This window comes from Pseudomonas sp. LBUM1656 (assembly GCF_059716065.1).
In genome coordinates this window covers 4,943,809-4,961,710 of the sequence record NZ_CP166800.1, presented here as the reverse complement: position 1 = coordinate 4,961,710, position 17,902 = coordinate 4,943,809, and the positions used below count along the sequence as shown (strand labels likewise).

The window sequence follows — 17,902 nt, the reverse complement described above, 5'->3', positions numbered from 1 at the left end:
TCACGAAAATCTGTAGGAGCCGGCTTGCTGGCGATGAGGCCCTCAAATCTTACGCTGCCTTAAGGCCGCCATCGCCAGCAAGCCGGCTCCTACAGGTCGGGTCGCTTTCGCGTAATGTGTCATCAGCAGGCCTCACCCTTTTAAGCTGCAGGCGTTATGACTTTAATTCTTGGTATCGACCCCGGTTCGCGAATCACCGGATATGGCGTAGTACGTGATACCGGGCGCGGCTGCGTGTATGTGGCATCGGGTTGCATTCGCACCGGGTCCGGCGAATTGCATGAGCGTCTGCAAATCGTCTATCGCGGTGTGCGTGAAGTCATCCAGACCTACGGCCCTGTAACCATGGGCATTGAAAAAGTCTTCATGGCGCGCAATGCCGACTCTGCCCTCAAGCTCGGTCAGGCCCGGGGCGCTGCGATTGTAGCGGGTGCCGAAGAGAGCCTGGAGATCGCCGAGTACACCGCGACTCAGGTCAAGCAAGCGGTGACCGGCACCGGCGCCGCCAATAAAGAGCAGGTGCAGATGATGGTCATGCACATGCTGAAATTGACCAGCAAGCCGCAAATCGATGCGTCAGACGCCCTGGCCATTGCGATTTGTCACGCGCATACCCGTTCCAGCTTGTTGCCCCATGGCCTGGGAACCGCACGCAGTCGTGGCGGGCGCCTGCGTCTCTGATAGCATCAGCAGTCATTTTTAGGGAACAAGGGTTTTGCGCCTGTGTTGTCGGCGCAAAACCCTTGTTCTGTCAGTCGCCAGTCGTTGATCTGGCCAACGCTCAAGGATCTGAAACGTGATTGGACGCTTGCGCGGCACACTGGCTGAGAAACAGCCGCCGCACCTGATTCTGGATGTAAACGGTCTGGGGTATGAGCTGGAAGTGCCCATGACCACGCTGTATCGCTTGCCGTCGGTCGGTGAACCGCTGACCTTGCACACCCATTTGGTCGTACGCGAAGACGCGCAGTTACTCTATGGCTTCTTCGGCAAGCGTGAGCGAGACTTTTTTCGCGAGTTGATCCGTCTCAATGGTGTAGGGCCGAAATTGGCCCTGGCCTTGATGTCGAGCCTGGAAGTGGATGAGCTGGTACGTTGCGTGCAATCCCAGGACACGTCGGCGCTGACCAAGGTGCCGGGCGTGGGTAAAAAGACGGCCGAGCGTTTGCTGGTGGAACTCAAGGACCGCTTCAAGGCGTGGGAAACCGTGCCGGCGATGTTCGCCCTGGTGCCGAACCAGCCGGGTGGGCCGGATGCAGCGCCGGTCGCCACCGCCGAAAATGACGCGGTCAGCGCGCTGATTTCCCTGGGCTACAAGCCGCAGGAAGCCAGCAAGGCGATTTCCGCGATCAAGGAGAAAGGTTTGAGCAGTGAAGACATGATTCGTCGTGCCCTGAAGGGAATGATCTAAGTGATTGAAGCTGATCGTTTGATTGCCGCCACGCCTGGCCCTCGCGACCGCGAGGAAGTCCAGGACCGGGCGATTCGTCCTGTCAGCCTGGCCGAATACATTGGTCAGCCGACCGTTCGCGAGCAAATGGAACTGTTCATCCAGGCGGCTCGCGGGCGTAACGAGTCCCTGGACCACACGCTGATTTTCGGCCCGCCGGGTCTGGGCAAGACCACCCTGGCCAACATCATTGCCCAGGAAATGGGCGTGTCGATCAAAAGCACCTCGGGCCCGGTGCTTGAGCGTCCGGGCGATCTGGCTGCTCTGTTGACCAACCTTGAACCTCATGACGTGCTGTTCATCGACGAGATCCATCGGCTGTCGCCGATCGTCGAAGAAGTCCTGTACCCGGCCATGGAAGATTTCCAGCTCGACATCATGATCGGTGAAGGCCCGGCCGCGCGCTCGATCAAGCTGGACCTGCCGCCGTTCACCCTGGTGGGCGCAACGACGCGCGCCGGCATGCTGACCAACCCATTGCGCGACCGGTTCGGCATCGTCCAGCGCCTGGAGTTCTACAACACCGCCGACCTGGCAACGATTGTCAGCCGTTCGGCGAACATTCTCGGCTTGCCGCTGGATCCGGAAGGCGCCTTTGAGATTGCCCGTCGTGCCCGCGGCACCCCGCGGATCGCCAATCGCTTGCTGCGCCGGGTTCGGGATTTCGCCGAAGTTCGTGCCAAGGGCCACATCACCAAACCGATCGCCGACCTGGCCTTGAACCTGCTGGATGTCGACGAACGTGGCTTTGATCACCAGGACCGGCGTCTGCTGTTGACCATGATCGAGAAGTTCGACGGTGGGCCGGTCGGCGTGGACAGTCTGGCGGCGGCGATCAGCGAAGAACGTCACACTATTGAAGACGTGCTGGAGCCGTACCTGATCCAGCAGGGCTACATCATGCGCACGCCGCGGGGGCGGGTGGTCACTCGGCATGCGTATCTGCACTTTGGTTTAAACATTCCGTCACGATTGGGCGAGATGCCCGTGGTAGACGAGTTCCTTGATGCCGTAGACGATTAATCACCTTTGCGGGCTGATTTATTCGGAGTTTGTGCGGTCTGAGGACCGTACTTTCACCAGAAAGCCGCGAATCAATGAAAAACAGTTGCCTGTCCGGATTGGCAACCTGAGGAGTAAGCACTAGAGTATGCGCGCGCAAAACGGGCTTGAGCCTTTCGCACTTCGTTGTCGCGTTTATTACGAGGACACCGATGCGGGCGGCATCGTGTATTACGTCAATTACCTCAAGTTTATGGAACGGGCTCGAACCGAGCGGCTCCGGAATCTGGGTTTTGCCCAGTCGGCGCTGGCAGGAGAGGACCTGTTGTTTGTCGTGCATTCCAGCGAAGCGCGTTATCACGCGCCGGCGCGACTGGACGACGAGCTTCTGGTAAGTGCTGAAGTAATCGAATTGAACCGTGTCAGCCTGCGCTTTAAACAGCAGGTCAGGCGAGCCACGGATAATGTGCTGCTCTGCGAAGGGCAGTTTCTGGTGGCCTGTGTGCGCACTGAAAGTTTAAAACCCCGGGCCATTCCCGAAGCTCTACGAGCGGCCTTCGCCGACGTGAGCGGCGCGGGTACACACTCAAAGCAGGAGATAAAGCGTGGAAGCTAACGTCGTCGACCATTCCTCCATGTGGAGCCTGGTCAGCAATGCCAGTATCGTGGTGCAACTGGTAATGCTGATCCTGGTAGCCGCATCGGTGACCTCATGGATCATGATCTTTCAGCGCAGCAACCTGCTGCGTGCCGGTCGACGTGCCCTGGAGAGCTTTGAAGAGCGCTTCTGGTCCGGCATCGACCTGTCCAAACTCTACCGTCAGGCCGGCAGCAATCCTGATCCGGATTCGGGCGTCGAGCAGATCTTCCGTGCCGGTTTCAAGGAATTCTCCCGTCTGCGTCAGCAGCCAGGTGTTGACCCGGAAGCCGTGATGGAAGGCGTGGCCCGTGCCATGCGCGTCGCGATTTCCCGCGAAGAAGAAAAGCTCGAACAGAGCCTGCCGTTCCTCGCCACCGTCGGTTCCGTCAGCCCGTACATCGGTCTGTTCGGTACCGTCTGGGGGATCATGAACTCCTTCCGTGGCCTGGCCACTGCCCAGCAAGCGACCCTGGCCACTGTGGCTCCGGGTATCGCCGAGGCACTGATCGCCACCGCGATCGGCCTGTTCGCGGCCATCCCGGCCGTTATCGCTTACAACCGTTTTGCTGCTCGCAGTGAAACCCTGCTGGGCCGTTACTACACCTTCGCCGATGAATTCCAGGCGATCCTGCACCGCAAAGTGCACACCAGCGAAGAATAAGCAGGTAATTTCCAATGGCTTTAATCGCTCGAGCTCGCAAAAAGCGCAAGCCGGTTGCCGAGATGAACGTGGTGCCTTACATCGACGTGATGCTGGTGCTGCTGGTCATCTTCATGGTGACCGCTCCGATGCTCAATCAGGGCGTGAAAGTTGATCTGCCCAAGGTTTCCAGTGAAGCCTTGCCGCAGGACAACAACACCCAGGTCCTGACCATTTCGATCAAGTCTGACAAGACCTACTACTGGAACCTTGGCAGCGAAGTCGACACTGAAAAGCAACAGGACAAGGCCATGACCTTGCCGCAGATGACTGACGCGGTGACCAAGATCATCCGCGCCGGGACTGAAGGCGGCAAGCGTACCCAGGTGTTCATTCGCGGCGACAAGACCGTCGATTACGGTTCCGTGATGGGCGCCATGGGCGGGTTGCAGAAAGCCGGGGTCGGTAATGTTGGCTTGATTACCGAGGCACCCTGATGCAGCAAATGCGAGAGCCGTCCGCCTCGGAAAGCTACTTCTGGCCTAGTGTCCTGGCGATTGTCTTGCACGTGCTGGTGTTCGGCATGCTGTTCGTCAGTTTCGCCTTCACACCGGAGCTGCCGCCAGCCAAGCCGATTGTCCAGGCGACCTTGTACCAGCTGAAATCGAAAAGTCAGGCGACCACCCAGACCAATCAGAAGATTGCGGGTGAGGCGAAGAAATCTGCCGCACGTCAGACCGAAGTCGAACAGATGGAACAGAAAAAGATCGAACAGGAAGCGATCAAGGCCGCGGAACAAAAGAAGGAAGATGCGGCTCAAAAAGCCGAAGAATCCAAGAAGGCCGACGAGACTAAAAAAGCGGATGAGGCAAAAAAGGCTGATGAAGCCAAGAAAGCCGATGAAGCGAAGAAGACCGCCGAAGCCAAAAAGGTCGAAGAGAAACAATTGGCTGATATAGCCAAGAAGAAATCTGAAGAAGAAGCCAAGAAAGCGGCTGAAGAAGAGGCCAAGAAAGCGGCTGCTGAAGAAGCCAGGAAAAAGATTGTCGAAGACGCGAAGAAGAAAGCCGCGGAAGACGCCAAGAAGAAATCCGAAGCTGAAGAGGCGAAGAAGAAAGTCGCCGAAGACGCGAAGAAGAAAGCTGCTGCCGATGCTGCGAAGAAGAAATCGCAGGAAGCGGCGCGTAAATCGGTCGATGAGAAAAAGGCTCAGGCCCTGGCAGATTTGCTTTCCGACACGACAGAGCGTCAGCAGGCCTTGGCGGATGAACAGGGTGATGAAGTCGCGGGTAACTTCGACGATCTGATTCGCTCGCGTGCTTCTGAAGGTTGGGCGCAGCCACCGTCGGCCCGAAAGGGTATGAAGGTGATCCTGCAAATCAACATGCTGCCTGATGGAACCATCTCCGGCGTATCGGTTGCCAAGTCCAGCGGTGATGTACCGTTCGACAGTTCAGCGGTAGCGGCGGTAAAAAATATTGGTCGATTGACCGAAATGCAGGGTCTGAAGCCAGCTGATTTCGCACCCTATCGTTCATTCAAGATGACATTCACACCTGAGGATCTAGCCTTGTGAGAAACCTTCTTCGAGGACTGCTTGTAGTCATGTTCTGCTTTGCAGGACTGGCCACCGCAGATGAAAAAAATATCCTGGTCAGCAGTGGTAGCTCCCAGGCAACTCCAATTGCCGTAGTGCCATTCGGTTTCCAGGGCGGCACCGTGCTGCCGGATGACATGGCCGAGATCATCGGCAACGACCTGCGCAACTCGGGTTACTACGCGCCGATTCCAAAGCAGAACATGATCAGCCAGCCGAGCCAGGCCAGCGAAATCATTTTCCGTGACTGGAAGGCGATCAACGCTCAGTACATTATGGTCGGCAGCATCGTGCCATCGGGCGGTCGCCTGCAGGTTCAATATGCTTTGTTCAACGTCGCTACCGAGCAGCAAGTGCTGACCGGCAGCGTGTCGGGCAGCGTCGATCAACTGCGCGACATGTCGCACTACATCGCCGACCAGTCGTTCGAAAAACTCACTGGTATCAAAGGTGCGTTCTCGACACGTCTGCTGTACGTGACGGCCGAACGCTTCTCCGAGAAGAACACGCGCTACACGCTGCAACGTTCGGACTATGACGGTGCCCGCGCCGTGACCCTGCTGCAATCGCGCGAGCCGATCCTGTCGCCGCGTTTCGCACCGGATGGCAAGCGCATCGCTTACGTCTCGTTCGAGCAGAAGCGTCCGCGTATTTTCATGCAGAACATCGACACCGGTCGCCGTGAGCAGATCACCAACTTCGAAGGCCTGAATGGCGCGCCAGCCTGGTCACCGGATGGTCAGCGTCTGGCGTTCGTGTTGTCGAAAGATGGCAACCCGGACATCTACGTGATGAACCTGGGTTCGCGTCAGATCACGCGCGTCACCAACGGTCCCGGCATCAACACCGAACCGTTCTGGGGTAAGGATGGTTCGACCATCTACTTCACCTCCGACCGTGGCGGCAAGCCACAGATCTACAAAACCAGCGTCGGTGGCGGCGGTGCGGAACGTGTGACCTTTATTGGTAACTACAACGCCAACCCTAAACTTTCGGCTGATGAAAAGACCCTGGTGATGATTCACCGCCAGGATGGCTTCACTAATTTCAAGGTGGCGGCCCAGGATTTGCAGCGCGGTAGTGTAAAGATCCTCACTGATAGCACTCTGGACGAGTCGCCTACTGTTGCGCCCAACGGCACCATGGTAATCTACGCCACCCGCCAGCAGGGCCGGGGAGTCTTGATGCTCGTGTCCATTAATGGACGCGTAAGGCTCCCGCTTCCTACCGCACAAGGCGAAGTCAGAGAACCTTCCTGGTCCCCTTACCTGAACTGACGCGGCGCTACACGTTTTACTTAACACACTGGGGTTCATTAGGAGTTTCACGATGGAAATGCTGAAGTTTGGTAAATTTGCTGCGCTGGCTCTGGCCATGGCTGTAGCTGTAGGTTGCTCGTCCAAAGGCGGCGACAACGCCGGTGAAGGCGCTGTTGATCCAAACGCTGGTTACGGCGCTAACACTGGTGCCGTTGATGGCTCCCTGAGCGAAGAAGCTGCTCTGCGCGCAATCACCACCTTCTACTTCGAATACGACAGCTCGGACCTGAAGCCAGAAGCCATGCGCGCTCTGGACGTTCACGCCAAAGACCTGAAAGCAAACGGCGCTCGCGTTGTTCTGGAAGGCAACACCGACGAACGTGGTACTCGTGAGTACAACATGGCACTGGGCGAGCGTCGTGCGAAAGCCGTTCAGCGCTACCTGGTACTGCAAGGTGTTTCCCCAGCTCAGCTGGAACTGGTTTCCTACGGCGAAGAGCGTCCAGTTGCTACCGGCAACGACGAGCAGTCCTGGGCTCAAAACCGTCGCGTCGAACTGCGTAAGTAATTCGTCATGCGAACGTGCCGTCGTGCTGTAACTGTTTTGGCTCTCAGCCTCGCACCGCTTGCGGTGTGGGCTGCGGTTCCTGTGGTCGATAACGATTCCGGCTATAACAATAGCGGGAGTAGTAATCCGCCTGCGGGTTACGGTACGAACGGCGCCTATGCCGGGGGAGGGGTTTCGGCCCCTGTCTCGGCACAGGGCGAGCTGTTCAACCAATTGCAATCCATGCAGGAGCAGATCTCACGCCAACAGGGTGTGATTGAAGTTCTGCAAAATGATGTAGCGCGCATGAAGCAAGAGAGCCTGGAGCGATATCAGGATCTTGATCGGCGCATAGGAACCGGCGTTGCACCAGCCGCGACTCCTGATAATTCTTCCACCGGTGGCAGTTTGAATGCCCCCGGTGCAGCAGCAGGCGCAGGAGCGGCAGCCGTTCAAGCACCTGCCGCAGGTAGCGAACCAGCTGATCCGGCGAAGGAAAAACTGTATTACGATGCAGCCTTCGACTTGATCAAAGCCAAGGATTTCGACAAGGCCAGCCGGGCTTTTGCCGCTTTCCTGCGCAAGTACCCGAACAGCCAGTACGCGGGCAATGCCCAGTACTGGTTGGGCGAAGTGAATCTGGCCAAAGGCGATCTGCAAGGTGCAGGTCAGGCGTTTGCCAAGGTTTCGCAGCTGTACCCCAAGCACCCTAAAGTGCCTGATTCGCTGTACAAGCTGGCTGATGTAGAACGCCGCCTCGGTCACCCCGACAAGGTCAAAGGCATTCTGCAGCAGGTCGTGTCCCAATACCCGGGTACCTCCGCTGCTCAGCTGGCTCAGCGTGATCTGCAGAAAATGTAAGGTTGCTTGACCTGTTTCGAAGAAACCCGCGCCTGTCGCGGGTTTTTTCGTTAGAATTCACGCCCTTTTTATGAAACACGCTTTTTGGGATCTGCGCGTTGGCGGGGTTCCTTGAAGTGCCTGACGGAGGCGGACAGCCTGTTTAGCTGTTATGCCCGTGGCGACTATGCAAGACACATTGAGAATCACCGAAGTTTTCTACTCGTTGCAGGGTGAAACGCGGACTGCCGGGCTGCCCACTGTTTTTGTGCGCCTGACCGGTTGCCCATTGCGTTGCCAATACTGCGACAGCGCCTACGCATTCACCGGCGGCACCGTTCGCCCGCTCGACGATATCCTCGAGCAAGTGGCCGGTTTCCGTCCGCGTTACGTGTGTGTCACCGGTGGCGAGCCGCTGGCGCAACCCAACGCCATCCCATTGCTCAAGCAGTTGTGTGACGCCGGTTACGAAGTGTCGCTGGAAACCAGCGGCGCGCTCGACATCTCGGCGGTCGATCCGCGGGTCAGTCGCGTCGTCGACCTGAAAACCCCGGGTTCGAAAGAAGCCCATCGCAACCGCTACGAGAACATTGAACTGCTCACGCCGAACGATCAGGTGAAGTTTGTCATCTGCTCGCGGGAAGACTACGACTGGGCCGTGTCCAAGCTGATTCAGTACGGCCTCGACCAACGTGCCGGCGAAGTGCTGTTCTCGCCAAGCCACCATGACCTGAATGCGCGGGACCTGGCTGACTGGGTGGTGGCGGACAACCTGCCAGTGCGCCTGCAATTGCAGCTGCATAAATATCTTTGGAATGACGAGCCGGGGCGCTGAGATGACTGAACAACTGAACACTGCTGAAAAACGTGCGGTCATCCTGCTGTCCGGCGGCCTCGATTCCGCGACGGTCGTGGCCATGGCCCGCGCTGAAGGCTACAGCTGCTACACCATGAGCTTCGATTACGGCCAGCGCTCTCACGCCGAGTTGCATGCCGCCGAACGTGTCGCCCGTGACCTGGGTGTGGTGGAACACAAGGTGATTGGCCTGAATCTGAACGGTATCGGCGGTTCTGCACTGACCGACAGCAGCATCGACGTTCCGGAAGAAGCGGGTGAAGGTATTCCGGTGACTTACGTGCCGGCGCGCAACACGGTGTTTCTGTCCCTGGCGCTGGGTTGGGCTGAAGTACTCGGCGCGCGTGACATCTTTATCGGGGTGAATGCGGTGGATTATTCCGGTTACCCGGACTGCCGTCCCGAGTTCATCGAGTCCTTCGAGCGCACGGCGAATCTGGCGACGAAGGCCGGTGTAGAGGGCAATGGCTTCCGTATTCAGGCGCCACTGCAGAACCTGAGCAAGGCGCAGATCGTCCAGGCCGGCGTGAAGCTTGGGGTCGATTATGGACTGACCGTTTCCTGCTATCAGGCTGACGATCAGGGCCGTGCGTGCGGCAAATGCGACAGTTGCCGACTGCGTGCAGAAGGCTTTGCCGCGGCCGGAGTGAGCGACCCAACACCTTATTTTTGATTTATTTCAAATTAGGTGTTGAATAGTCCTTAAAAATCAGTATTATACGCGCCACCACACAGCGGGTCGTTAGCTCAGTTGGTAGAGCAGTTGGCTTTTAACCAATTGGTCGTAGGTTCGAATCCCACACGACCCACCATTTTTGTAGCAGTTTTAAAAGTCTGGAAGGCCCACGCAAGTGAGGATTTCCGGATTTTTTTTTGCCCGCGATTTGAGTTCGGCTCAACGCGAGGCTGCACCACGTGACGCAGGTCAGAATCATCTTTTGCATCCCTCGGATATTCTGTAGCCTTGCGCATCTTCACCGCTGTCCGTGCCTGATGATACTCACTCTCCCGGCGGTACCCTGAAGGGTCCGGAGCCGGGTGTATACTCGACTTTCGCGCGAAAGCGCCTGCAGGTCTTGCGAACATGACGCAGATTTCCGAACGCCTTCTGGTTCAAGCCCACCTCGATGCCAAGCAGCCCAAGCCGCTCACCGTCGAGGAGGAAGCTTTTTACCGTGCCGCCATCGCTGCCGAGCTCAAGGCTCAGGACGCGGTGCTGGTTGCTCACTTCTATTGCGATCCGGTCATTCAGGCCCTGGCCGAAGAAACCGGTGGTTGCGTCTCCGACTCGCTGGAGATGGCCCGCTTCGGCAGTGCTCACCCGGCCAAGACCGTGCTGGTCGCCGGTGTGAAATTCATGGGCGAAACCGCCAAAATCCTCAATCCTGAAAAACGCATTCTGATGCCGACCCTGGAAGCGACCTGTTCGCTGGACCTGGGTTGCCCGGTGGATGAGTTCTCGGCGTTCTGCGATCAGCATCCGGAGCGTACGGTGGTGGTGTATGCCAACACCTCGGCGGCGGTCAAAGCCCGTGCGGATTGGGTGGTGACGTCCAGCTGCGCGCTGGAAATCGTCGAAAGCCTGATGGATAACGGCGAGACCATCATCTGGGGCCCGGACAAACACCTGGGCACCTACATCCAGCGCCAGACCGGCGCGGACATGCTGCTGTGGGACGGTGCCTGCATCGTTCACGAGGAGTTCAAGTCCAAGCAGCTCGAAGACATGAAGGCGCTGTACCCGGACGCCGCGATTCTGGTGCACCCGGAGTCGCCGACCTCGGTGATCGAGCTGGCGGATGCCGTCGGTTCCACCAGTCAGTTAATTGCGGCGGCACAGAGCCTGCCGAACAAGACCCTGATCGTCGCCACCGATCGCGGCATCTTCTACAAGATGCAGCAGTTGTGCCCGGACAAGGTCTTCATCGAAGCCCCAACGGCCGGTAACGGCGCAGCCTGCCGCAGCTGCGCACATTGCCCTTGGATGGCCATGAACACCCTTGAGCGCACGCTGAAGTGCTTGAAGGAAGGGACGAACGAGATCTTTGTGGATCCGGCGTTGATTCCGCAAGCGATTCGGCCGTTGAAGCGCATGCTCGATTTCACCCAGGCTGCGCGGATGAAACTGGCTGGCAACGCTTAAGAACTCGCAAAAAACTGTGGGAGCGGGCTTGCTCGCGAAAGCGGTGTGTCAGACAACGTTTATGTCGTCTGACACACCGCTTTCGCGAGCAAGCCCGCTCCCACAGTGATTTTTGTTTGCCGAAAATTATTTGGTTTTCTTCGGGATCCGCACCAGCTGGGTGTTGGAATACATGTCATGCCAGCTGCGCTTCTGCTTATCGAACAGCGGCCAGAGAAACCCCAGTCCCACGCACAACCACGACCCGATCGACACCACAAAGCGCAACAACGCCTGCCACAGGCTGATGGACGACCCATCGGCATTCTGCACGCGGATACCCCACACCTGCATGCCCAGGGTCTGACCGGACCAGGTCCAGAACTTGGCGAAGAAACCAAACAGCACAAACAACAGCACCGTCGACAGCAGAGGATCACCATCCAGCGCACCGGCTTCGGTCAGGGTGCGCATTTTGTCTTCGCCGATGATCGTCATCTGGATCATCTTGTAAACGCCGCTGGTGACGATCAGCAGGGCGGTACACAACAGGAAGTCATAGAACATCGCTGCCAGACGACGACCCAGGGTGGCGGCGGGGAAGTCGCCCTGGGGTTTGAGCAGGTGTTTCGACATGGCAGCCTCTGGACGGAAAAAAGAAGCCATTTTACGGATTTACGCGCACAAAAAAGCCCCTGATGTCAGCATCAGGGGCTTTTTCGTTACAGAAGATTAGGCTTCTGCTTGTACTTCGTCAGCCTGCATGCCTTTCTGGCCTTGCACAGCGACGAAAGTCACTTTCTGGCCTTCTTTCAGGCTCTTGAAGCCGTTGCCCTGAATGGCGCGGAAATGCACGAACAGATCCGGACCGCTTTCTGGAGTGATAAAACCAAAACCTTTCTCGTCGTTAAACCACTTGACGGTACCGCTCTGACGTGTGGACATTTCTTATTCCTTTGACGCAAAAAATTAATGACAGTCTCCTTCTCATGAAAGAGTACTGGGGCTGGTTGCAGGAGAGTAAGAAGACGTCGAACGGGATGTAGCTAACTTGTAGGCTACTGCCCAGGTCACGATTCCAAGCGACCCATGCAAACACAGTGAACAAACTCTACGCCAACTACGTGAGAAAAAACAAGCCCTGTGAGAGGCCCGGTTTTGCTCAGGTTGATGGCAGTAGCGTGTCCACTAGTGCGGGCTTATTCGATAGGGTTGTTCAATTGTTTTCGAACGTTATAAGCAACGTTCATAATCGAAGCTTGCCGATAAGGCATGCACTGTTTTATGGCGGTTGCGTTACACATTAGTGCACTGTTAACGCCACCGCGTTACTTATAGAAACAGTCAATCAACCGCGATAGTAGCGTTGTGGAACAAATGGCATTTTGCTTACAAGCAGAGGCACCTTTTTCCCACGAACAATCGCCCAGACGGGTGTCTCGATAGCGATATAAGCACTGTCGAGGTAACCCATGGCCAATGGAGCGCCCAGGGTCGGACCAAAGCCGCCGCTGCAAACAGCGCCAATGATATCGCCCGCTTCGTTGACGATTTCCGCGCCTTCACGCACCGGTGTGCGTTCCTGAGGCAGCAGGCCAACACGCTTGCGGCTGACACCGGCTTGTTGCTGGCCGAACACGGTTTCTGCGCCAGGGAAGCCGCCGGCCCGTGCGCCATCGGCGCGACGTGGCTTGGAGATGGCCCACAGCAGGCTGGCTTCGATCGGGGTGGTCTCGGTGTTCATGTCGTGGCCGTAGAGGCACAGGCCGGCTTCCAGGCGCAGGGAGTCGCGAGCACCCAGGCCGATGGCCGCCACTTCAGGTTCTGCGAGCAGGGCGCGCGCCAGGGCTTCGGCGTTGGCAGCCGGTACGGAGATTTCGAAACCGTCTTCACCGGTGTAGCCCGAACGGCTGACAAAGCACTCGACACCCAGCAGTTTCACGCGGGTGAACTGCATGAAGGTCATCTTCGCCACTTCAGGTGCCAGGCGCGCAAGTACGGTGACCGCGGCCGGACCTTGCAGGGCCAGTAGCGCGCGTTCTTCGAACAACGGCTCGATGGTGCACTGATCGCCGATGTGCTTTTGCAGATGCGCGAGGTCTTGATCCTTGCAGGCGGCGTTAACCACCAGGAACAGTTCGTCGTTACCCAGGTTGGCGACCATCAGGTCGTCGAGGATGCCACCGGTTTCGTTGGTGAACATCGCGTAGCGCTGCATGCCCACCGGCAGGTCGATGATGTCTACCGGCACCAGTGTTTCCAGGGCCTTGGCGGCATTGGCGCCGGTCAGGCGGATCTGGCCCATGTGCGAGACATCGAACAGCCCGGCCTGATCACGGGTGTGCTGGTGTTCCTTCATCACGCCCAGCGGGTATTGCACCGGCATGTCGTAGCCGGCGAACGGCACCATGCGGGCGCCGAGTTCGATGTGCAGTGCGTGCAGCGGGGTTTTCAGCAATTGTTCGGTGGACATATTCAGCTCCTGAAAAAGTGTGCGGATGCGCGTAAGCATCAGCACTCGATAATGTTGACCGCCAAACCGCCACGGGCGGTTTCCTTGTATTTGCTTTTCATGTCGGCGCCGGTCTGGCGCATGGTGCGGATGACCTTGTCGAGGGAGACAAAGTGCTGACCGTCGCCGCGCAGGGCCATGCGCACCGCATTGATGGCCTTGACCGAACCCATGGCGTTGCGCTCGATGCAAGGCACTTGCACCAGCCCGCCAATCGGGTCGCAGGTCAGGCCGAGGTTGTGTTCCATGCCGATTTCGGCGGCGTTTTCCACTTGCTGCACGGTGCCGCCAAGGACTTCGCACAAGGCACCGGCCGCCATGGAACAGGCCACGCCGACTTCACCTTGGCAGCCGACTTCGGCGCCCGAGATCGAGGCGTTTTCCTTGTAGAGAATGCCGATCGCGGCGGCGGTCAGCAGAAAACGTACGACGCCGTCTTCGTTGGCGCCGGGGATGAAGCGCATGTAGTAATGCAGCACCGCCGGGACGATGCCTGCCGCTCCGTTAGTGGGCGCAGTGACCACGCGTCCGCCGTTGGCGTTTTCTTCATTGACCGCCAAGGCGTAGAGGTTGACCCAGTCCAGCACCGACAGCGGGTCGCGCAATGACGATTCCGGGTTCTTGCACAGTTGCCGATGCAACGCAGCGGCCCGACGTTTGACCTTCAGACCACCCGGCAGGACGCCTTCATTGCGGCACCCGGCGGCGACGCAGTCCTGCATCACTTGCCAGATATTCAGCAGGCCGGCGCGGGTTTCCGCTTCCGGGCGCCAGGCGCTTTCGTTGGTCAGCATCACCTGACTGATGGACAAGCCGTAAGTGGCGCAATGACCCAGCAGGTCCTTGGCACTTTTGAACGGGAAGGTCAGCGGCGTGGCATCTTCGACAATGCGGTCCGCGCCGGCGGCGTCTTCATCGACCACGAATCCGCCACCAACCGAGTAGTACTCGCGGCTGCGGATCTGCAGACCGGCGGCGTCGAACGCGCGAAAGATCATGCCGTTGGGGTGATAGGGCAATGGTTTGCGGATCATCGCCAAGTGTTCTTTCTCGTTGAACGCAATGCTGTGTTCGCCGAGCAGGTTCAAGCGACCATTACCGCGAATGTCTTGCAGACGGGCGGCGACGGTTTCGGTGTTCACGGTGTCCGGGTGTTCGCCTTCCAGGCCGAGCAACACGGCTTTGTCGCTGCCGTGGCCTTTGCCGGTGGCGCCGAGTGAGCCGTAGAGCTCGACTTTGACGCAGGTGGTTGTCGCCAGCAGCCCTTCACGGCGCAGGCCTTCGGCGAAACGTGCGGCTGCACGCATCGGGCCGACGGTGTGGGAGCTGGAGGGGCCGATGCCAATCTTGAACAGGTCGAACACGCTTAACGACATGGTTGTTCTCCGGTTTCTTGTTATAGGAATTGGCGGAAATTTGAGGCGTTACACGGACCCCTGTGGGAGCGGGCTTGCTCGCGAAAGCGGAGTGTCAGGCAACATTGATGGTGACTGCTCCACCGCTTTCGCGAGCAAGCCCGCTCCCACAGGAGTGATGCGGTGTTCTTGAAAGGGCGAGCTAACCCGCCCCCTCATTGGTTTAAGCGTAGCTTTCGATCGACGGGCAAGCGCAAACCAGGTTGCGATCACCAAACACGTTGTCGACACGACCGACCGGTGGCCAGTACTTGCCTTCGATCAGCGACGCTACCGGGTAAACCGCTTGCTCACGGCTATACGGATGCGTCCACTCGCCAACGATTTCCGCGGCGGTGTGCGGGGCGTTTTTCAACGGGTTGTCTTCCTTGTCCAGCGTGCCGTTTTCCACCGCGCGGATTTCTTCGCGGATGCGGATCATGGCGTCGCAGAAGCGGTCCAGTTCTTCCTTGGACTCACTTTCGGTCGGCTCGATCATCAGTGTGCCGGCCACCGGGAACGACATGGTTGGCGCGTGGAAACCAAAGTCGATCAGGCGCTTGGCGACGTCATCGACGCTGATACCGCTGCTGTCTTTCAACGGACGCAGGTCGAGGATGCATTCGTGCGCTACCAGGCCGTTGCTGCCGGTGTAGAGCACTGGGTAATGTTCTTCGAGGCGACGGGAAATGTAGTTGGCATTGAGGATCGCCAGTTGCGAAGCGCGCTTGAGACCCGCGCCGCCCATCATCCGAATGTACATCCAGGTGATCGGCAAGATGCTCGCGCTGCCGAACGGTGCCGCGCAGACCGCGCCTTCCTTGCGTTCCATCTGCGCGTGGCCCGGCAGGAACGGCGTCAGGTGCGATTTCACGCCAATCGGGCCAACGCCCGGGCCGCCACCGCCGTGTGGGATGCAGAAGGTTTTGTGCAGGTTCAGGTGGGACACGTCGCCGCCGAACTTGCCCGGGGCGCAGAGGCCGACCATCGCATTCATGTTGGCGCCATCGATGTACACCTGGCCGCCGTGGTCATGAATGATGCCGCAGATTTCGCGGATACCTTCTTCGAACACGCCGTGGGTCGACGGGTAAGTGATCATCAATGCCGCGAGATGCTCGCGGTGCTCGATGGCCTTGGCGCGCAGGTCTTCGATGTCGACGTTGCCGCGGGCATCGCAAGCGGTCACAACCACGCGCATGCCGGCCATGTTGGCGGTGGCCGGGTTGGTGCCGTGGGCGGACGACGGGATCAGGCAGATGTCGCGACGGTCTTCGCCACGGCTCTGGTGATAGGCACGAATCGCCAGCAGACCGGCGTATTCACCCTGGGAACCGGCGTTCGGTTGCAGGGAAATCGCGTCGTAACCGGTGGCGGCGCAGAGCATCGCTTCCAGTTCATCGGTCAGCTGCTGATAACCGGCGCTTTGCTCGGCTGGGGCGAACGGGTGCAGGGCACCGAATTCAGCCCAGGTCACCGGGATCATTTCGCTGGCGGCGTTGAGTTTCATGGTGCACGAACCCAGCGGGATCATGGTGCGATCCAGCGCCAGGTCCTTGTCCGCCAGTTTGCGCAGGTAACGCATCAGCTCGGTTTCCGAGTGATAGCGGTTGAACACCGGGTGACTGAGGATTGGCGACTGGCGAACCAGTGCCGCTGGAATGGTCGCTTGAACCGAAGCAGCGAGGGCGGCGAAGTCCGGCAGGGTTTTGCCGTCGGCCAGCAGTGCCCACAGGGTTTCCACGTCAGCTTGCGAAGTGGTTTCGTCGAGGGACAGGCCCAGACGTTCAGCATCGACGACGCGCAGGTTGATCTGTTGTGCGCGAGCCTTGTCGTGCAGGTCGGCAGTTTGCGCGCCGGTCTTGATCGTCAGGGTGTCGAAGAAGCTTGCTTGCTCGACGTTCAGACCGATTGCTTTCAGGCCTTGGGCCAGAATCGCGGTCAGGTGATGCACGCGGTTGGCAATCTGCGTCAGGCCTTTCGGGCCGTGGTACACGGCGTACATGCTGGCGATGTTGGCCAGCAATACTTGCGCGGTGCAGATGTTGCTGGTGGCCTTCTCACGACGGATGTGTTGCTCGCGAGTCTGCATCGCCAGGCGCAGGGCCGGCTTGCCGAAACGGTCCACGGAGACACCGACCAGACGGCCCGGCATGTCGCGCTTGAACGCGTCTTTTGTCGAAAAGTAAGCGGCGTGCGGGCCACCGAAGCCCAGCGGCACGCCGAAGCGTTGTGCGCTGCCGATGGCCACGTCGGCGCCGAATTCGCCCGGCGGGGTCAGCACGGTCAGGGCCAGCAGGTCGGCGGCCACCGCGACCAGCGCGTTGGCGGCGTGGAAGCGTTCGGTCAGTTCGCGGTAATCAAAGACGTCACCGTTGCTCGCCGGGTACTGCAGCAGGGCGCCGAAGAACGGCGTCACGTCAGTCAGTTCGAGCTCGTCGCCGACGACAACGTCGATGCCCAGCGGCTCGGCACGGGTGCGCAGCACGTCGAGGGTTTGAGGGTGGCAATGCACGGAAGCGAAGAAGGCGTGGCTGCCTTTGTTCTTGCTCAGGCGTTTGCAGAAGGTCATCGCTTCGGCAGCGGCGGTGGCTTCGTCGAGCAGCGACGCGTTGGCAATCGGCAGGCCGGTGAGGTCGCTGATCAGGGTCTGGAAGTTCAGCAGCGCTTCGAGACGGCCCTGGGAGATTTCTGGCTGGTACGGGGTGTAGGCGGTGTACCAGGCCGGGTTTTCCAGCAGGTTGCGCAGGATCGGCGACGGCGTGTGGGTGCCGTAGTAGCCCTGGCCGATGTAAGTCTTGAACAGCTGGTTTTTGCCGGCGATGGATTTGATCAACGCCAGGGCATCAGCTTCGCTCAGGCCGTCTTCGAGGCCGAGGACGCTGGTGCCTTTGATGCTGTCGGGAATGACGCTGGCGCTCAGGGCTTCCAGCGAGTCAAAACCGAGGCTGTTGAGCATGGCTTGCTCGTCGCCGGAACGCGGGCCGATGTGGCGGGCGATGAATTCGTTGGCGGTGGTCAGATTAACTTGAGTCATGTCAGT

18 protein-coding genes and 1 tRNA gene are annotated in these 17,902 nt (G+C 58.8%); 14 read left to right on the top strand and 5 right to left on the bottom strand.

Annotated features, from left to right (window positions below):
* The first annotated feature begins 156 nt into the window (after positions 1-156).
* From ruvC to nadA, 14 genes are all read left to right on the top strand, one after another.
* Positions 157-681: a crossover junction endodeoxyribonuclease RuvC gene (gene ruvC / locus ACA072_RS22435; protein WP_008147379.1), complete on the top strand. Its 525-nt coding sequence runs from the start codon at positions 157-159 to the stop codon at positions 679-681.
* A 115-nt stretch (positions 682-796) separates the two neighbouring features.
* Entirely contained in the window at positions 797-1,411 is a 615-nt protein-coding gene (ruvA, locus tag ACA072_RS22430) for a Holliday junction branch migration protein RuvA (protein WP_064679388.1), read from the top strand.
* On the top strand, positions 1,412-2,473 hold the full coding sequence (gene ruvB, locus ACA072_RS22425) for a Holliday junction branch migration DNA helicase RuvB (protein ID WP_008147374.1): 1,062 nt from the start codon (positions 1,412-1,414) through the stop codon (positions 2,471-2,473).
* 127 nt (positions 2,474-2,600) lie between these two features.
* Complete coding sequence (gene ybgC / locus ACA072_RS22420) at positions 2,601-3,068, top strand: tol-pal system-associated acyl-CoA thioesterase (protein ID WP_497620653.1); 468 nt, start codon at positions 2,601-2,603, stop codon at positions 3,066-3,068.
* Positions 3,058-3,753 (top strand): protein TolQ, encoded by a 696-nt coding sequence (gene tolQ / locus ACA072_RS22415; protein WP_008147369.1) that lies wholly within the window; start codon positions 3,058-3,060, stop codon positions 3,751-3,753. Before ybgC ends, tolQ begins: the two co-directional genes overlap by 11 nt.
* A 23-nt stretch (positions 3,754-3,776) precedes the next feature.
* Positions 3,777-4,229 carry a protein TolR gene (tolR, locus tag ACA072_RS22410; RefSeq protein ID WP_162556275.1) on the top strand — a complete coding sequence of 151 codons (453 nt, stop codon included), beginning with the start codon at positions 3,777-3,779 and terminating at the stop codon, positions 4,227-4,229.
* Positions 4,229-5,308 carry a cell envelope integrity protein TolA gene (gene tolA / locus ACA072_RS22405; protein WP_497620651.1) on the top strand — a complete coding sequence of 360 codons (1,080 nt, stop codon included), beginning with the start codon at positions 4,229-4,231 and terminating at the stop codon, positions 5,306-5,308. Before tolR ends, tolA begins: the two co-directional genes overlap by 1 nt.
* A 29-nt stretch (positions 5,309-5,337) precedes the next feature.
* Entirely contained in the window at positions 5,338-6,606 is a 1,269-nt protein-coding gene (gene tolB / locus ACA072_RS22400; RefSeq protein ID WP_497620649.1) for a Tol-Pal system beta propeller repeat protein TolB, read from the top strand.
* A gap of 52 nt (positions 6,607-6,658) precedes the next feature.
* Positions 6,659-7,156, top strand: a complete 498-nt coding sequence (gene pal, locus ACA072_RS22395; RefSeq protein WP_003178634.1) for a peptidoglycan-associated lipoprotein Pal — start codon at positions 6,659-6,661, stop codon at positions 7,154-7,156.
* A 6-nt stretch (positions 7,157-7,162) separates the two neighbouring features.
* On the top strand, positions 7,163-7,996 hold the full coding sequence (ybgF, locus tag ACA072_RS22390; protein WP_497620647.1) for a tol-pal system protein YbgF: 834 nt from the start codon (positions 7,163-7,165) through the stop codon (positions 7,994-7,996).
* Between the two features lie 166 nt (positions 7,997-8,162).
* On the top strand, positions 8,163-8,810 hold the full coding sequence (gene queE / locus ACA072_RS22385; RefSeq protein ID WP_497620646.1) for a 7-carboxy-7-deazaguanine synthase QueE: 648 nt from the start codon (positions 8,163-8,165) through the stop codon (positions 8,808-8,810).
* Between the two features lies 1 nt (position 8,811).
* Complete coding sequence (gene queC, locus ACA072_RS22380; protein ID WP_497620645.1) at positions 8,812-9,504, top strand: 7-cyano-7-deazaguanine synthase QueC; 693 nt, start codon at positions 8,812-8,814, stop codon at positions 9,502-9,504.
* Positions 9,505-9,567: 63 nt separating this feature from the next.
* Positions 9,568-9,643, top strand: a tRNA-Lys gene (locus ACA072_RS22375).
* Positions 9,644-9,915: 272 nt separating this feature from the next.
* Positions 9,916-10,974, top strand: coding sequence for a quinolinate synthase NadA (nadA, locus tag ACA072_RS22370; RefSeq protein ID WP_077748706.1), 1,059 nt, complete (start codon positions 9,916-9,918; stop codon positions 10,972-10,974).
* Positions 10,975-11,100: 126 nt separating this feature from the next.
* Here the strand turns inward: nadA and ACA072_RS22365 are convergent, their stop codons facing one another.
* The 5 genes from ACA072_RS22365 to gcvP form a co-directional block, all read right to left on the bottom strand.
* A complete protein-coding gene (locus tag ACA072_RS22365) occupies positions 11,101-11,589 on the bottom strand; it encodes an RDD family protein (protein WP_497620644.1) in 489 nt (162 codons plus the stop codon).
* A gap of 96 nt (positions 11,590-11,685) precedes the next feature.
* Positions 11,686-11,898 carry a cold-shock protein gene (locus tag ACA072_RS22360; RefSeq protein WP_003227496.1) on the bottom strand — a complete coding sequence of 71 codons (213 nt, stop codon included), beginning with the start codon at positions 11,896-11,898 and terminating at the stop codon, positions 11,686-11,688.
* Positions 11,899-12,301: 403 nt separating this feature from the next.
* The gene (gene gcvT / locus ACA072_RS22355) at positions 12,302-13,426 is read right to left on the bottom strand and encodes a glycine cleavage system aminomethyltransferase GcvT (protein ID WP_497620643.1); all 1,125 of its coding nucleotides are present in this window, start codon (positions 13,424-13,426) and stop codon (positions 12,302-12,304) included.
* Positions 13,427-13,464: 38 nt separating this feature from the next.
* A complete protein-coding gene (locus ACA072_RS22350; protein WP_497620641.1) occupies positions 13,465-14,841 on the bottom strand; it encodes an L-serine ammonia-lyase in 1,377 nt (458 codons plus the stop codon).
* A 202-nt stretch (positions 14,842-15,043) separates the two neighbouring features.
* On the bottom strand, positions 15,044-17,896 hold the full coding sequence (gene gcvP, locus ACA072_RS22345) for an aminomethyl-transferring glycine dehydrogenase (RefSeq protein ID WP_497620640.1): 2,853 nt from the start codon (positions 17,894-17,896) through the stop codon (positions 15,044-15,046).
* Positions 17,897-17,902: the final 6 nt, after the last annotated feature.

Coding starts and splice junctions, on each gene's coding strand:
- ruvC (WP_008147379.1), top strand. CDS start 157: ATGACTTTAATTCTTGGTATCGACCCCGGTTCGCGAATCACCGGATAT.
- ybgC (WP_497620653.1), top strand. CDS start 2,601: ATGCGCGCGCAAAACGGGCTTGAGCCTTTCGCACTTCGTTGTCGCGTT.
- tolA (WP_497620651.1), top strand. CDS start 4,229: ATGCAGCAAATGCGAGAGCCGTCCGCCTCGGAAAGCTACTTCTGGCCT.
- tolB (WP_497620649.1), top strand. CDS start 5,338: ATGTTCTGCTTTGCAGGACTGGCCACCGCAGATGAAAAAAATATCCTG.
- pal (WP_003178634.1), top strand. CDS start 6,659: ATGGAAATGCTGAAGTTTGGTAAATTTGCTGCGCTGGCTCTGGCCATG.
- ybgF (WP_497620647.1), top strand. CDS start 7,163: ATGCGAACGTGCCGTCGTGCTGTAACTGTTTTGGCTCTCAGCCTCGCA.
- queE (WP_497620646.1), top strand. CDS start 8,163: ATGCAAGACACATTGAGAATCACCGAAGTTTTCTACTCGTTGCAGGGT.
- queC (WP_497620645.1), top strand. CDS start 8,812: ATGACTGAACAACTGAACACTGCTGAAAAACGTGCGGTCATCCTGCTG.
- nadA (WP_077748706.1), top strand. CDS start 9,916: ATGACGCAGATTTCCGAACGCCTTCTGGTTCAAGCCCACCTCGATGCC.
- ACA072_RS22365 (WP_497620644.1), bottom strand. CDS start 11,589: ATGTCGAAACACCTGCTCAAACCCCAGGGCGACTTCCCCGCCGCCACC.
- ACA072_RS22360 (WP_003227496.1), bottom strand. CDS start 11,898: ATGTCCACACGTCAGAGCGGTACCGTCAAGTGGTTTAACGACGAGAAA.
- gcvT (WP_497620643.1), bottom strand. CDS start 13,426: ATGTCCACCGAACAATTGCTGAAAACCCCGCTGCACGCACTGCACATC.
- ACA072_RS22350 (WP_497620641.1), bottom strand. CDS start 14,841: ATGTCGTTAAGCGTGTTCGACCTGTTCAAGATTGGCATCGGCCCCTCC.
- gcvP (WP_497620640.1), bottom strand. CDS start 17,896: ATGACTCAAGTTAATCTGACCACCGCCAACGAATTCATCGCCCGCCAC.